Origin of the sequence: Arenimonas sp. GDDSR-1, from assembly GCF_025980345.1 — a bacterium.
Taxonomy (GTDB): domain Bacteria; phylum Pseudomonadota; class Gammaproteobacteria; order Xanthomonadales; family Xanthomonadaceae; genus Arenimonas.
Genome location: NZ_JAPDUI010000046.1, coordinates 1 through 14,339, shown reverse-complemented (window position 1 = coordinate 14,339; position 14,339 = coordinate 1). Strand labels below are relative to the sequence as shown.

Annotated in this window: 14 protein-coding genes; 3 read left to right on the top strand and 11 right to left on the bottom strand. The window is 64.1% G+C overall.

Translation table 11 applies throughout. From position 1 onward, the window contains the following. The 4 genes from Q0W88_RS07980 to xseA form a co-directional block, all read right to left on the bottom strand. On the bottom strand, positions 1-371 hold a 371-nt coding region (locus Q0W88_RS07980; protein ID WP_297801924.1), incomplete at its 3' end, for an META domain-containing protein. Continuing rightward, on the bottom strand, positions 352-1,143 hold the full coding sequence (locus Q0W88_RS07975) for a hypothetical protein (RefSeq protein ID WP_297801922.1): 792 nt from the start codon (positions 1,141-1,143) through the stop codon (positions 352-354). The genes Q0W88_RS07975 and Q0W88_RS07980, both read right to left, overlap by 20 nt. A gap of 50 nt (positions 1,144-1,193) precedes the next feature. Continuing rightward, a complete protein-coding gene (locus tag Q0W88_RS07970) occupies positions 1,194-2,954 on the bottom strand; it encodes an ABC transporter transmembrane domain-containing protein (protein WP_297801920.1) in 1,761 nt (586 codons plus the stop codon). Further along, a complete protein-coding gene (gene xseA / locus Q0W88_RS07965) occupies positions 2,947-4,299 on the bottom strand; it encodes an exodeoxyribonuclease VII large subunit (protein ID WP_297801918.1) in 1,353 nt (450 codons plus the stop codon). The genes Q0W88_RS07970 and xseA overlap by 8 nt, the downstream gene beginning before the upstream one ends. Before the next feature lie 68 nt (positions 4,300-4,367). On the opposite strand from xseA, the gene Q0W88_RS07960 reads away from it, so the two are divergent. Continuing rightward, the gene (locus Q0W88_RS07960) at positions 4,368-5,978 is read left to right on the top strand and encodes a hypothetical protein (protein WP_297801916.1); all 1,611 of its coding nucleotides are present in this window, start codon (positions 4,368-4,370) and stop codon (positions 5,976-5,978) included. A 14-nt stretch (positions 5,979-5,992) separates the two neighbouring features. After that, positions 5,993-7,222, top strand: coding sequence for a flavodoxin-dependent (E)-4-hydroxy-3-methylbut-2-enyl-diphosphate synthase (gene ispG, locus Q0W88_RS07955; RefSeq protein ID WP_297801914.1), 1,230 nt, complete (start codon positions 5,993-5,995; stop codon positions 7,220-7,222). A gap of 1 nt (position 7,223) precedes the next feature. Here ispG and Q0W88_RS07950 read toward each other — a convergent pair whose 3' ends face one another. From Q0W88_RS07950 to Q0W88_RS07920, 7 genes are all read right to left on the bottom strand, one after another. Further along, entirely contained in the window at positions 7,224-8,117 is an 894-nt protein-coding gene (locus Q0W88_RS07950; RefSeq protein WP_297801912.1) for a hypothetical protein, read from the bottom strand. A gap of 8 nt (positions 8,118-8,125) precedes the next feature. Next, positions 8,126-8,695, bottom strand: a complete 570-nt coding sequence (locus Q0W88_RS07945) for a LemA family protein (protein WP_297801910.1) — start codon at positions 8,693-8,695, stop codon at positions 8,126-8,128. Between the two features lie 55 nt (positions 8,696-8,750). Further along, a complete protein-coding gene (locus tag Q0W88_RS07940; protein ID WP_297801909.1) occupies positions 8,751-9,101 on the bottom strand; it encodes a YbaY family lipoprotein in 351 nt (116 codons plus the stop codon). Positions 9,102-9,203: 102 nt separating this feature from the next. After that, the gene (locus Q0W88_RS07935; RefSeq protein WP_297801926.1) at positions 9,204-10,073 is read right to left on the bottom strand and encodes a DMT family transporter; all 870 of its coding nucleotides are present in this window, start codon (positions 10,071-10,073) and stop codon (positions 9,204-9,206) included. 44 nt (positions 10,074-10,117) lie between these two features. Continuing rightward, positions 10,118-11,155: a UDP-N-acetylmuramate dehydrogenase gene (gene murB, locus Q0W88_RS07930; protein WP_297801907.1), complete on the bottom strand. Its 1,038-nt coding sequence runs from the start codon at positions 11,153-11,155 to the stop codon at positions 10,118-10,120. Beyond that, a complete protein-coding gene (locus Q0W88_RS07925) occupies positions 11,155-12,186 on the bottom strand; it encodes a quinone-dependent dihydroorotate dehydrogenase (RefSeq protein ID WP_297801905.1) in 1,032 nt (343 codons plus the stop codon). Before Q0W88_RS07925 ends, murB begins: the two co-directional genes overlap by 1 nt. Next, a complete protein-coding gene (locus Q0W88_RS07920; protein WP_297801903.1) occupies positions 12,186-13,718 on the bottom strand; it encodes an aldehyde dehydrogenase family protein in 1,533 nt (510 codons plus the stop codon). Before Q0W88_RS07920 ends, Q0W88_RS07925 begins: the two co-directional genes overlap by 1 nt. 423 nt (positions 13,719-14,141) lie before the next feature. Here Q0W88_RS07920 and Q0W88_RS07915 point away from each other — a divergent pair. Then, positions 14,142-14,339, top strand: a 198-nt coding sequence (locus Q0W88_RS07915) for a hypothetical protein (protein ID WP_297801901.1), incomplete at its 3' end; no start/stop codon positions are given.

Below are 14,339 nucleotides of genomic sequence, written 5' to 3'. Positions count from 1 at the left end.
ATCACGAACGAGCGCACGAAGGGCATGTCCTTGGTGAAGCGGTTGTACAGCGACTTTTCGCCGCAGAACGCCATGGTGCTGCGCAACGGCCCGAAGGTCAGACCGGAGGGCGTCATATAGGTGTAGGTGCCGCCGAGCATGTTGCAGTCGGCTTTGATGCTGACGTTGCCGTCAGTGCCGAAGCTCAGCACATAGTTGCCGGCCACATCCGGTTTCACCGTGGTGTCATCCATGTACTGGATATCGACCAGCTGCCAGCGGGTTCCGGCCAGCGGATCGGGTGCGGGGGCCGGGGTTTCGGCGGTGCCGGCGCAGGCCGTGATGGCCAGCAGGATAACCGCCAGAAACGGATTACGGAGAGATTTCAACATGGCCGGTCTCCTCATGGGCAGGGCTGTAACTATAGTGCCACGGTTCATCGGGCGAGGTCAGCGGCCCTTCGAAGGCCGGGCCGGCGGCTTTGATGCTGGCCTTCAGTTTAGCGTCCCAGCCCTGCGCGCGCCACACCGTCGCGACTTTGGCGCTGTCAGCCGGGGCAATCAGGCTGCCGTTCTGTGAAATCTGGAAATCGACCGCATGCATCTGGCCGTGGGCCGAAAGTCCCGGTGCGGCCACATTCGGCCCCGGTGCGGGACTGTGCGCGCCCAGCCAGGATTTCAACTGTGTGGGCAGTTGCGGATTGCCGGCCTCGATTTTCATGCCGGCATCGGCATCCAGTGCGGACATCAGCTGGGCCGATGCGCTGCCGACGGAAGCGTTTTCGTTCCAGACCGCAATTTGCCTGTCGAGGCTACGGACTTTGGTATTGGCATACAGACTGTAGCCTGGGTTGACGCTGCTGAAGTGTTCGCCAATGCGTGCGATTTCGGCCAGCAGCTGTTTCTGTTCGGCTGAACCTTCATAGGCCTGGATCCGGGCTTCGCTCCAACTCCAGCGCTTTTCGAGCGAGGCTTGAGCCCGGTAATAACTTCGGGCCGCCAATAACTTCCGGCCCGGGTCGGGTATGGCGGCCAGCGCCTGCACTGCCGGTTCCGGCAGATTCCGGGCCAAGGCCTGCTGCAGAACGGCGGCATCGGGGGCTGCCAGCGCCGGGCGGATGACAGACACTATGGCGAACAGCAGTAAGGCGCGGCGTATCGGCATGGCGGCGGTTCGCGGGGAATGCGCTTACCCTAGCATTGAATGCGCCGGGTTCAAAGTTCCGTTTGCTGGAATTGCAGACGGGCCAGTTCGGCGTACAGTCCGTTCTCGGCCATCAGGCTTTGGTGGGTGCCCGTGGCGATCACCCGCCCTTTGTCCATCACCACGATCCGGTCGGCTTTCAGCACGGTCGCCAGGCGGTGCGCGATGACCAGCGTGGTCCGGCCCTGCATCAGGTGTTCGAGTGCGACTTGGACGGCGCGTTCGGATTGCGCGTCAAGCGCGCTGGTGGCCTCGTCCAGCAGCAGAATCGGTGCATCCTTGAGCAGGGCGCGGGCAATCACGATGCGTTGCTGTTGGCCGCCGGAAAGACGCGCGCCATGCTCGCCGAGTTCGCTGTCCAGTCCCTCAGGCAGGGCCTGGATGAACTCCCAGGCTTCGGCCGCGATGCAGGCCCGTTTGACCGCATCGTCATCGGCGTCCAGATTGCCGTAACGGATGTTATCGCGGGCGCTACCGCCGAAAATCACCGGGTCCTGCGGCACGATGGCGATCTGGCGGCGCAGGTCGGCCAGTGCCAGCGCGGGCAGCGGCGCATCCCCCAAGCGGATGACGCCCTGTTGCGGGTCATAAAAGCGCAGCAGCAGTTGGAACACGGTGCTCTTGCCGGCGCCGGACGGGCCGACCAAGGCCACGGTTTCACCGGGCCTGATCTCCAGACTGAAATCGTGCAGGGCCGTGTCGTCCGGTCGGCTCGGATAGCGGAACTCGACCTGTTCGAAACGGATCGGCTGCCGGCCGTCGATAGCCTGTGCCGGAGCGCTTACCGCCAGCGCACTCTGTTCCTTGAAAAGATCGGCGATGCGGCTCATGCCGCCGGCGGCGCGCTGCACTTCAGCCCAGACTTCCGCCAAGGCACCGACCGAGCCGGCGCCGATCATGGCGTAGAACACGAATTGGGTCAGGGTGCCGGCGCTCATGCTGCCGGACACCACGCTGCGCGCGCCGGACCACAGAATCAGGGTGATGCCGCCGAAGATGATCAGGATGGCGAACGCGGTCAGCGTCGACTGCAGACCGATGCGTTTGCGGGCGGCGGCTAAAGCGAAATCGATGGCGGCGGTGAAGCGTCCGGTTTCGTAACCTTCGCGCACGAAGCTCTGCACGGTGTGCACGGCATTGAAGGTTTCACTGGCACGGGCATTGGCATCGGCCAGACGGTCCTGGCTGTTTTTCGAGGCGCCGCGGACCCCGCGCCCGGAAAGCACCATCGGCAGCACCATCAGCGGAATGCCGATCAGCACATAGGCGCCCAGCCGCGGGTTGGTGATCACCATCATCACCGCGCTGCCGATCACGGTAATGGCGCTGCGCAGGGCGATCGACATGCTCGAACCGAGCACCGTGCGCAGCAGTTCGGCATCAGCCGACAGCCGCGAGATCAGTTCGCCGGAACGGGTTTCATGGAAGAAGCGCTGATCGAGCCGGATCAGGTGCGCATACAGCTGTTTGCGCAGATCGGCGATGACACGTTCGCCGAGCAGGGAGACGAAATAAAACCGCGCCGCGGTGGCCAGGGCCAGCAGCGAGGCCACCCCGAAAAGCAGCAGGAACCAGCGGTCGATGTCCCCGTTTTTGGAAAAGCCCTGATCGACCAGATGTTTGATGGCGACCGGGAAGAACAAGGTTGCACTGGAAGACAGCGACAAGGCCAGCAGCCAGAACACCAGCAGCTGCCGATGCGGTTTCAGGAACGGCAGCAGGCCTTTCAGGGTGTTGATCGGCCGACTGGCCGTTGCGGGCGCATCATTCATCGGTATCGACCCGCAGGCGCAGTTGGCCTTCGCTGAGGTGTGCGTTGACCGTTTCGCCGGCCATCACCTGTTGCGGCCGCACGATGACGCGGCCCCGCGCGTCGCGCAGGATGCTGTAACCGCGGGCCAGAGTCGCCAGCGGGCTGAGCGCGTTCAGGCCGATACCGGCCTGTTTGACGCGCGACAGGCGCTTATCCATGCTGCGCTGCAGATGACGGTGCAGCTGTTGCTGCAGTGCGGCAATGCCGGCGCGTTGCAAGGCGATGCGGGTTTGCGGTCCGGTCCGGTCGAGCCGATGGGCCGCCAGACGCAAACGTTGTGCCGGTGTCGCCAGACGCTGTTGCATGGCGTGTTGCAGGCGCACGCTCAGGGCCTGCAACTGTTGTCTGCCATGGTGCAGGCGCTGCGCCGGCCGGTTGGCCTGCAAGCGGAGCAGGGCGGTGTCGTTGCGTTGGGCGGCGGTCTGCAAGCGGTTGCGCATGGCATCATGCAGTTTCTGTGCCAGCAGCTTCAGGCGCCGTTGCAGTTCACCGGCATCCGGCGACAGCAGTTCTGCCGCTGCCGAGGGCGTGGGTGCACGCAAATCGGCGGCGAAATCAAGCAGACTGAAATCCACCTCGTGGCCGATGGCCGAGACCACCGGTATCGGGGCGTCGGCCACCGCGCGCACCAAGGCCTCATCGTTGAACGGCCACAGATCTTCCAGCGAGCCGCCGCCGCGGGTGATCAAAATCGCATCGTAGCGACCGCTGGCGAGCGCGGCCTGAAGCGCGGCCCGGATTTCAGCGGCAGCCTCGGCACCCTGAACCGGTACCGGCCACAGCTCGACCGGCAGCAGCGGAAACCGGCGCTGCAGGACGCTCAGCACATCGTGAACCGCGGCGCCGCGGGGCGAGGTGATCAAGCCCAATCGTTTCAGCCAGAGCGGAAGCGTGCGTTTGCGGGCGGCGGCGAACAGACCTTCGGCATCCAACTTGGCCTTCAGGCGTTCAAAGGCCAATTGCAGGGCGCCTTGCCCGGCCGGTTCGATGGATTCAACCGACAGCTGATAATCCCCCCGGGCTTCGTACAGGGTGACCCGCGCCCGCACCAGCACCAGCTGGCCGTCTTTGATCGGCGCCGGCAACAGCATGGCGCGGTTGCGGAACATGGCGCAGCGCACCTGGGCGCTCGTGTCTTTCAGGCTGAAATACAGGTGGCCGGAGGCCGGCCGCGACAGATTGCTGACCTCACCTTCCAGCCAGATCTGGCTGAAGTTGGATTCCAACAGGTCACGGGCCAGCGCATTGAGCTGTGCCGGCTTGAAGACGCGGCGCTCGGCGGCGGGAGAAAGGAGAGAGCTCACCCGACTAGGATACCCGACTGCGCGGAATTCCGCGATTTCCATTAAACTATCGGCTTGAGGAGAAGTTGATGTCCGAGGCCTATCAGGAACTGCTGCGGGGGTTCACCATCGAGGCGCGGGGCGCGTCGGTGGAACTGCCCTCGGATGTCCGCTCCATCGGCAAATGGGTCGAGGTTCTGCCCCGTACCGACCTGCTGAAAACCGCGGAATTGCTCGGCGGCGCCCTGTCCCGATCCCTGTTCCGCAAGAATCTGGGCGCGACCCGCTTCAATCTGATGGAGGCCCTGCGGCCGGCCGTGGTCGACTGCATCAAGGGTCTGGACCGCCAGTTTCTCGGCAGTCCGCTGCCGCTGATCAGCGATCGTCTGGTCAAGGCCGATCACGCCCTGTTCCTGCATCATGCCATGGCCGAAAGCTACCGCCGGGCCGTGGTCGAACTGTGCCATCCGGAAGGCGATATTCCGATGATGCGCTCCGGCAATGCGGCGGCGTGCATCGCCCACAGTCTGTGGCATTACCAGCAGGTCCTGCTGCTGAGCTGGAAACTCTACCGGACGCCGCCGGCAGGCATCTGGTCGGCCATGCAGGCCTGTTACCGATATGCGGTTTCGGTCAAACTGAATAATCAGGCGGTGGAAGACGGTCCGGCGCAAGTGACCGCCCGTCCGCACGATCTGTTCGTGCAAACCGTGCTGTTGGCGCTGGTCAATCCGCTGGCCTTCAGCCCGCCGGAGCTGGAACAGATCAAAGCCATTGCCGATGCTCTGGCGCCGCGCTGCACGGTCTGCGCGGTGGCCGCCTCCGACCACAGTGCACAATTGCCGCGCGATGAAGGCAGTGCCGAAACCGCCGCGGGCGGCTTCCTTGAATTCGATGCCTTCTATCACGTGCTGACCGAATCGGTCAGTGCCAACGGCGGCATGTCTCCGGTGCTGCTGCCCGATGGCCGCACGCTGCCGATGCGCACCGCGCTGGTCAAACGCATGCTGCGCGCCCTGGGCCAGGCGTCGGCCCGCAGCGCCGCGCGCATTTACGGCGAATACCGGATGGACACGGTGGTCGGGCTCAGCGGCGTGCATTTCTTCGCCGCCGGACGGATCGACTTCGAAACCTATATCCAGAATCTGTCGCGGATGGGCGGGCAGGGCATCAGCACCGCCGCCGACTGGCTGGATTCCGGTGAAACACCGAGCCACCGCATGCTGGAGGCTACCGTGCTCGATCACAGTCTCGGCGGCTATCGGCTGCAGTGGGATGCCGGCCAGGCGCCGCGTGCGCGCATCGGCGAAGTGGTCGGCCTCAACGGCGCCGCGCCGGGCATCGCCGAACCGGATTGGATGCTTGGCGTGATCCGTTGGCTGCGTTATGAAGCCGATGGCGCGGTCACTGCCGGCATTGAACTGCTGACCCGCCGTTGCACCGCGCTCGCCCTGCGCCCGGTTCTGGGCGGGCATGCCGGGCAACTGCTGCGCGCGCTTGAAATCCAGCCTTTGGACGAAGGGCTGCCGCGCGCTTTCCTGATTTCCGGACGCATTGAGCAGAATTCACCCCGGCTGGAGGTGCTGTACGGCTTCGAGCCCTACCGCATCGAGGCGCCGCGCGGCATGGAAACCGTGTTGACCGAAACCACCGCACTGGCCGTCAACATCGATTACACCCTGCTCATCGAGCAGAACTGAGCAGGCCGATTTCCATGCAGAGCGATTCCCCGATTCCCCGCCGTACCTGCCATGCCGTCAACATCGGCCGCGTGACCGTGGGCGGCGGTGCACCGATCGTGGTGCAGTCGATGACCAATACCGATACCGCCGACATTGCCGGCAGCGTCAAGCAGATCGCCCAGCTCTGGCGCGCCGGTTCCGAGATCGTCCGGGTCACCGTCAACAATCCGGAATCGGCCAAAGCCCTGCCGCATATCGCCGACAAGCTGGCGATGATGGGCATCGAGGTGCCGATCGTCGGCGACTTCCATTACAACGGCCATCAGCTGCTCACCGCCGAACCGGCCTGCGCCGAGCGTCTGGCCAAATACCGCATCAATCCGGGCAATGTCGGCTTCGGCAAGAAACGCGACAGCCAGTTCGGCGCCATCATCGATCTGGCCAACCGTTACGCCAAACCGGTCCGCATCGGCGTCAACTGGGGCTCTCTCGATCAGGCCCTGGCGCAACAGATGATGGATGAAAACGCCACGCGCACCGAGCCCTGGAGCGCGGCACGGGTGTTGCAGGAAGCCTTGGTGCGTTCGGCGCTGGATTCGGCGGCGCAGGCCGAACAGCTCGGCATGCCGCACGACCGCATCATCCTGTCGGCGAAGGTTTCCGGCGTGCAGGAACTGATCGCGGTGTACCGCGATCTGGCCAGGCGCTGCAGCTATCCGCTGCATCTGGGCCTGACCGAAGCCGGCATGGGCAGCAAGGGCATCGTCGCGTCCACCGCCGCGCTGGCGGTATTGCTGCAGGAAGGCATCGGCGACACCATCCGCATCTCGTTGACCCCGGAACCGGGCGCCTCGCGCACGCAGGAAGTGATCGTGGCGCAGGAACTGCTGCAGACCATGGGCCTGCGCGCCTTTACCCCCTTGGTCACCGCCTGCCCAGGCTGCGGCCGGACCACCTCGGAATTCTTCCAGGAACTGGCCAAATCGGTGCAGGAGCATGTGCGGGCGAAAATGCCGGAATGGAAAATCAGCCATCCCGGCGCCGAACATCTGACCCTGGCGGTGATGGGCTGCGTGGTCAACGGACCGGGCGAATCCAAGCATGCCGACATCGGCATTTCGCTGCCGGGTACCGGCGAAGCGCCGGCCGCGCCGGTGTTCATCGATGGCGAAAAGAAGCTGACCCTGCGCGGCGACAACATCGCCCAGGAATTCACCGCATTGATCGACGCCTACGTCGAGAACAAATACAAGCGGGCGTGATTTACCAGGCCGCCAGTACCAGGGCGGCAAAGAAAATCCCCAGATGCAGCCAGGACCAGCGCCGGAAGCGCCCGGCCAATTCCTTGGCGGAATAATTGGAAATCAGGAACGGTCGGTCATAAGGTGGTTTACGGATGATGGCGTCGCGCCGGGCTACCGTGTCGCCGCCGGTCATCGCCTGTTGTTGTGCGGCCTGCCGGGCGTTTTCCCATTCCTGGGCATCGATCCGGCCATTGCGGTCGGTATCGAAGCGTTCGATCAGGGCCTGTTGATCGCTCTTCCACTCACTGAGAATGGCGTTGCGTTGCCGGTCCAATGCGCTGTTTCCGGCATCGGCAGCCGGATGCGTATGCTCGCCGAGTACGTACAGCGCTTCCTGTTTGAGCAGCACCGTTTCAGTGAAATATTCCTCGCCGCGCTGCCACTGCTGGGTGTGCCGGCTGATCACCCGGGCGTCCAGGGTTTCCACCAGCACCCGTCCGCTGCCGTCGCTGAGCAGAAACGGCCATTCACTGACGCCGGAACGCACGGTTTCGCGCTCCTGGCCATCACCGCGTTCCACCCGGTATTCATACCACAGGCAGGGCAGGCCGGTCAGCGGACTGACGATGGGGTACTCCGGCAGCAGATCGCCTTGCCCGGTGAGCTCGATGTAGCCCTGCGGCGCCGAGGCGATGCGTGCGGTCGGAATGTCGGCGATCTGCCGGTAGTGGCCGCGGGTCCTGGACCAGGCAAACAGACTGAGTGCGGCGGCGCCAAAGGCCATCCAGGGTTGCTGGAAGCGCAGGGCAAGATAAAGGATGCAGGCGCTGGCCGCGGCCAGTCCGGTTTCCCGCAACAGCAGCGGGCTGTCCAGGGAAGCGTCGGTAAGGCTGGCAAGCCGAAGCGGCAGCATGGCTGGCGTCAGCGGCCGAACAGTTTGCCCACATCCACGTCTTCGGTCTGCGCGCTGGTGAATTTCATCAGCTTGAACGGGCCGAAGCCGAACAGACGGGCGATGAGGGTGTCCGGGAAATGTTCGATGCGCACGTTATTGAGGTTGACCGACTCGTTGTAGAACTCGCGGCGGTCGGCGATGGTGTTTTCCAGATCGGTGATGCGGCCGAGCAGGTGACGGAAGTTTTCGTTGGCTTTCAGTTCCGGATAGGCTTCGGCCACGGCATTGATCTGGCCGATGCCGGAGCGCAGCTGGGCTTCAGCCGTGCCGAGCGCTTCGATGTTGCGGCTCTGGCTGGCGCTGAATACGGCCGAACGGGCCTGCATGACCTTTTCCAGGGTGCTCTGCTCGAACTGCGCGTACTGTTTGCAGACTTCCACCAGCTTGGGCAGTTCGTCGTGCCGTTGCTTGAGCAGCACATCGATGTTGGCCCAGGCTTTGGACACACTGTGTTTCAGGGTGACCAGACCGTTGTAGGCCATGACGGCCCAGATCGCGATGACGGCCAACAGGCCCAAGAGCAGAATTTTCGACATGACATTCCCCGGAACGATGAAGCGTCAGTGTAACCGAATCGAAGATGCGGATGCCCTAAGGCTGGCTGGGCGGCAGCATTTTCAGCAATAGTTCGGCGCGGTCGGGAGCGCCGCGGGTCAGCACCGGGGTGTGCGTATCGCTGACCATCAGCAACTTGCCGTCCAGCGTGATCTGGACGCGCACCGCATAGACGTTTTGTGCCTGGATTTCGGCCGGATCGTAGGGGATGCTGAATGCGTAGGGCGGCGCGTGATCGGTTTTCATGCGCACTTCGCCCAGCGTCACCGAGGGCGCATCGGCCAGCGACACGTCTTCCAGGGTGGCAGTCAGTTCCGCTTCGGGTGGCAGCATCAGGCGTTCGCGGTAGGTTGCCGTGCCGGTGACCACGGCTTGGGTTGCAGGCATGGGTTTCTCCGTGCCGGCGCAGGCGGCCAGCAGCAACAGGACGGGAATAATCTGGGCGAAGTGTCGGTTCATGCCGCCAGTATAAGCCGGCACCGGCGTCCGTCAACGCTGCAGGGTGTCCGAGAAGATCTCCGGATCGGTGACCGCCGGTTTGGCGCGGGTGATTTCCCGGTGCGCCAGATACAGGTTGGAGCCGAAGATGATCAGCGCCCCGATCAGGGTATAGCGGTCGACGCTTTCATCGAACAGCCACCAGCCGAACACGCCGACCACCAGCACCTGCATGAAGCTGATCGGGGTGAGGATGGAGGCATCGCCGAGCTGCAGGGCACGCGTCCAGCACATGTGCGCCACGGTGCCGAACAGGCCGGCCAGCAGCAGCCACAGCCAGGTGATGCCCGAGGGCGTCTGCCAGAACAGCAGGGCCGGCACCAACGACATCGGCACCCACAGGGCGGTGGTGAACACCACGATGGCATCCGGGCTTTCGGTGCGGGTCAGGAATTTGATGGAAATCGCCACGCTGGCGCTCATCACCGCCGCCAGCAGCGCCACCAGACTGGCGCCGGTAAAGGTGTCGGCATCCGGATGCAGCAGGATGATGACGCCGATGAAGCCGATCAACACCGCCGCCCAGCGTCGGGCGCGGACGGTTTCGCCCAGCACCCACACCGCCCCGATGGTCACGAACAGCGGCGTGGAATAGGAAATCGCGACGGCCTGTGCCAGCGGCAGGTGTACGATGGCCCAGAACCCGGCCAGCATGCCGACTGTGCCGATCGCGCAGCGCAGCAGGTACAGCGGCAGCTTGGAGGTTTTCAACAGGCCCGGGCCGTGCTTGAACAGCAGGGGCAGGGTGAACAGCAGTCCGAACAGATTGCGGAAAAAGGCGATTTCGAACGGGTGCTGGGTTTTCGAAGCCAGACGGATGACCACCGCCATCAATCCGAACAACACCGTACTGAACAGCATCAATAGCACTGCACGCGCGGTCGGGTGCGTGTGTTTGTCAGGAATCAAAAATCGGCACCGAGGATGCGCGGTTCCGGTTCCAGTCCGACCCCGAATTGCGCCTGCACCGACGCGGCGACTTTGCGTGCCACCGCCAGCAGTTCGGCACCGCTGGCCGTGCCGTGATTGACCAGCACCAGCGCATGCTGCTCGGCGATGCCGGCATCGCCTTCGCGGTAGCCTTTCCAGCCGGCTTTTTCAATCAGCCAGGCGGCCGAGAGTTTTTTGTGGCCGTCCACGCCGGACGGGAACACTGGCAGCTCCGGATGCGCCGCTTTCAGGGCCTCGGCGTCGGCATCGGGCAGCATCGGGTTTTTGAAGAAGCTTCCGGCATTGCCGATCAAGGCCGGATTCGGCAGCTTGCGGGTGCGGATGCGGCTGATGGCTTCGGCAAGATGCAGGGCCTTGGGTTCGGTAATGCCCATCGCGGCCAGTTCTTCCGGAACGCCGGCGTAGGCCATTTTCAACGGCCGGTTTTTATCCAGGCGGAATTCGACGGCGGTAATCACCCATTGATCGCGTTCGCGTTTGAAGCGTGAGTCGCGGTAGCCGAAGGCGCACTCGGCATGGCTCAGGCGTTTGATGCGGCCGGTGGCGCGGTCAAAGGCTTCCACGGTTTCGATGAATTCGCCCACTTCCGCGCCATAGGCGCCGATGTTCTGGATGGGGCAGGCACCGACCGTGCCCGGGATCAGCGCCATGTTCTCCAAGCCGTTCCAGCCGCGGGCCAGGGTCCAATGCACCAGTTCGTTCCAGAGCATGCCGGCTTCGGCGCGGATCAGCGCCTGGCTGTCGTTCTGTTCCAGGATTCTGCAGTCGTCGCCGGTCAGGCACAGCACCAGCCCGGGGTAGTCGGCGGCAAACAGCACATTGCTGCCTTCGCCCAGCACCAGCACCTCGAGGCCTTTCATCGCGGCCAGATCGAAGGCCTCGCCGATGCGGGACGGATCGCGGACATCGCACATGGCGGCCGCGCGCGCGGCGATGTGCAGGGTATTGCGGCCTGCCAGCGAGACGTCATCGGCCCACGGCAGGGGCTGCATCAGCCTTCTCCCAGCCGGCGCCGGCGCATGGCATTGACGCACTCGCCGATCAGTTCCGGGCCGCGGTAGATGAAGCCGGTGTAAATCTGCACCAGGGACGCGCCGGCCGAGACTTTACCGAGCGCATCGGCGCCTTCGGTAATGCCGCCGACGCCGATGATCGGGATGCTGTTGTCCAGATGCAGGCGCAACCGGCGCAGGGTGTGCGTGGCCTTTTCGTACAGCGGCTTGCCGGACAGACCGCCGACCTGGCCGGCAATCGGGTTCGGGCCGAGCATGCTGCGGTCGACGGTGGTGTTGCCGGCAATCACGCCATCGAGTTTGGCGGCGTTGAACACGCCGGCGATGCCTTCGATTTCCGCTTCCGACAGATCGGGCGCGATCTTGACCAGCATCGGCACGCGATGGCCGCGAACGGCGGCCAGATCTTCCTGGGCGGCGCGCAGTTCGTGGACGAACACGCGCAGCGCTTCTTCGCCCTGCAGATCACGCAGGCCCTGGGTGTTGGGCGAGGAGATGTTGACCGTGATGTAGTCGGCGTAGTCGTACACGCGCTCGAGGCAGTGCAGGTAGTCGTCGATGGCGCGTTCGTTCGGCGTGTCTTTGTTCTTGCCGATATTGATGCCGAGAATGCCTTCGCGTTTGGAACGCTCGACGTTCTTGACCAGGGCATCGACGCCGTGGTTGTTGAAACCGAGCCGGTTGATGATGCCCATCTCGTCTTTCAGGCGGAACATGCGCGGTTTCGGGTTGCCGTCCTGCGGGCGCGGCGTGACCGTGCCGATTTCCACGAAACCGAAACCGAGCGCCATCAGCGCGTCGATGTGCTCGCCGTTCTTGTCCAGCCCGGCGGCGCAGCCGACCGGGTTCGGAAAGCTGATGCCGAAGGCTTTGGTCGGCAAGGGCTTGGGCTTGACCGCCAGCAGCGGATTCAGGCCGGTGCGGTAGGCGGTTTCCAGCGCGGCCAGACCGAGCGTGTGCGCACGCTCGGCGTCCAGGCAGAACAGCAGGGGCCGGGCCAGAGGATACATCAGAGGTCGAACTTGATGCCTTGCGCCAGCGGCAGCGAATCCGAATAGTTGATGGTGTTGGTCTGGCGGCGCATGTACACCTTCCAGGCGTCCGAGCCGGACTCGCGGCCACCGCCGGTCTCCTTCTCGCCGCCGAACGCGCCGCCGATCTCGGCGCCGGAGGTGCCGATATTGACGTTGGCGATGCCGCAGTCGGAACCGCTGGCGGCCAGGAAGGCTTCCGCGGCTTTCAGGTTCTGGGTGAAGATGGCCGAGCTCAGGCCTTGCGGCACGGCATTTTGCAGGGCGATGGCTTCCTCCAGGGTCTTGAAGGTCATCACGTACAGGATCGGGGCGAAGGTTTCGGCCTGCACCACGGCATCGGAGTTTTTGATGTTGCCGATGATGGTCGGCAGCACGAAATTGCCGCGGCCTTCGATGGCTGCGCCGCCGGTCAGCACGGTGCCGCCGGCCGCTTTCGCGCCGTCGATGGCTTTCAGGAACTGCGCCACGGCTTCTTTCGAATTCAGCGGGCCCATCAGGGTGGTCGGCAGGGTCGGGTCGCCGATTTTGGTTTCGATTTGTTTGTAAGCGGCAACCAGCTTCTCGACCACCACGTCGCGCAGGGCTTCATGCACGAACAGGCGGCGGGTGGTGGTGCAGCGCTGGCCGGCCGTGCCGACGGCGCCGAACACGATGGCCGGAATCGCCAGTTTCAGATCGGCGGTTTCGTCGACGATGATGGCATTGTTGCCGCCCAGTTCCAGCAGGGAACGGCCCATGCGGCGCGCCACGCGCTCGCCGACCATGCGGCCGACGTGGGTCGAGCCGGTGAAGCTGATCAGCGCCACGCGTTTGTCGTCCACGAAGTTCTGGGCGATTTCGGTGCCGGCGTCGTTGAACAGGAAGAACAGATCCGGGAAGCCGGCTTTATGCAGGGCGTCGTTGCAGATCTTCATCGAGGCGATGGCCGAGAACGGGGTTTTCGGCGACGGCTTCCAGATGCAGATGTCGCCGCAGACGCCGGCGAGGAAGGCGTTCCAGGCCCAGACCGCCACCGGGAAATTGAAGGCCGAGATGATGCCGACCAGTCCGATCGGGTGGTATTGCTCGTACATGCGGTGGCCCGGACGCTCCGAGTGCATGGTCAGGCCGTACAGCTGGCGCGACAGGCCCACGGCGAAATCGCCGATGTCGATCATTTCCTGCACTTCGCCGTCGCCTTCCGGCTTGATCTTGCCCATTTCAAAGGCCACCAGCGAGCCGAGCGCGTCTTTGTGGGCGCGCAGGGCGTCGGCACAGATGCGAATGGCTTCGCCGCGTTTCGGGGCCGGAGTGCTGCGCCAGACGGCATAGGCTTCTTCGGCGCGGGCAATGAGGGTGTCGTAGTCGCTCTGGCTGGAGGCGTAAACGCGGCCGATGACTTCGCCGGTGCTCGGGTTGACCGGTTCCAGCACGCCGGCATCGGTGGTTTTGGACCACTCGCCGCGGCCGAGGTAGGTGCCGGATTCGGTTTCGGAAAGGCCGAGGGCGGCGAGAACGGGGTGCGTCATGACAACTCCAAACAGGGGCAATAAACCGCTATTTTACCCGATTTGACCGCGTTTTCCGACCCATAAGCGACCGCCAAGCGCTTGATTCAGGCAAAAAAAACCGCCCAGAAGGGCGGCAAGGGCAATGATAGAGGCCATCATTCCAGAGAGTAGGCGGCGGGTGTCTAAGCCGCGGCCCGGACACAGAATGCCTTTGGACCATGACCGTTTGATGACAGCCCGTGGCGCGGGCAAAAAAAAGCCGCCTCGGGGCGGCAGAAGGATTCGGGTTGCGAATCAGGGGTGAGCAAATGGGGCTATGCCCGGTGCCTACTTTACGAATCCGATATGACAGCCGTGTGAAAATCGCCATGACCTTGAGCACGGGGAGCCGGCGCCGGATTGGGCTATGCTAGAGGCTGTTCCCGAACGGCAGCCCCCGCCATGACCCGACCCCTCGTTCTCGCCGCCAGCCTGTTGCTTGCCGCACTGCCGGCATCCGCCGCTTCCGACACCCAGCAGATCGCCATCAACGCCACCGGCACCTTCTTCTCGGGGTACCGCGACAGCGGCATGGGCGGCGCGGTGGCCAAGATCAAAAGCTGCTACGACACCGCCAAATCCCGCGATGCCTATCTGTTC

Coding starts and splice junctions, on each gene's coding strand:
- Q0W88_RS07975 (WP_297801922.1), bottom strand. CDS start 1,143: ATGCCGATACGCCGCGCCTTACTGCTGTTCGCCATAGTGTCTGTCATC.
- Q0W88_RS07970 (WP_297801920.1), bottom strand. CDS start 2,954: ATGAATGATGCGCCCGCAACGGCCAGTCGGCCGATCAACACCCTGAAA.
- Q0W88_RS07960 (WP_297801916.1), top strand. CDS start 4,368: ATGTCCGAGGCCTATCAGGAACTGCTGCGGGGGTTCACCATCGAGGCG.
- ispG (WP_297801914.1), top strand. CDS start 5,993: ATGCAGAGCGATTCCCCGATTCCCCGCCGTACCTGCCATGCCGTCAAC.
- Q0W88_RS07950 (WP_297801912.1), bottom strand. CDS start 8,117: ATGCTGCCGCTTCGGCTTGCCAGCCTTACCGACGCTTCCCTGGACAGC.
- Q0W88_RS07945 (WP_297801910.1), bottom strand. CDS start 8,695: ATGTCGAAAATTCTGCTCTTGGGCCTGTTGGCCGTCATCGCGATCTGG.
- Q0W88_RS07940 (WP_297801909.1), bottom strand. CDS start 9,101: ATGCCTGCAACCCAAGCCGTGGTCACCGGCACGGCAACCTACCGCGAA.
- Q0W88_RS07935 (WP_297801926.1), bottom strand. CDS start 10,073: ATGCTGTTCAGTACGGTGTTGTTCGGATTGATGGCGGTGGTCATCCGT.
- murB (WP_297801907.1), bottom strand. CDS start 11,155: ATGCAGCCCCTGCCGTGGGCCGATGACGTCTCGCTGGCAGGCCGCAAT.
- Q0W88_RS07925 (WP_297801905.1), bottom strand. CDS start 12,186: ATGTATCCTCTGGCCCGGCCCCTGCTGTTCTGCCTGGACGCCGAGCGT.
- Q0W88_RS07920 (WP_297801903.1), bottom strand. CDS start 13,718: ATGACGCACCCCGTTCTCGCCGCCCTCGGCCTTTCCGAAACCGAATCC.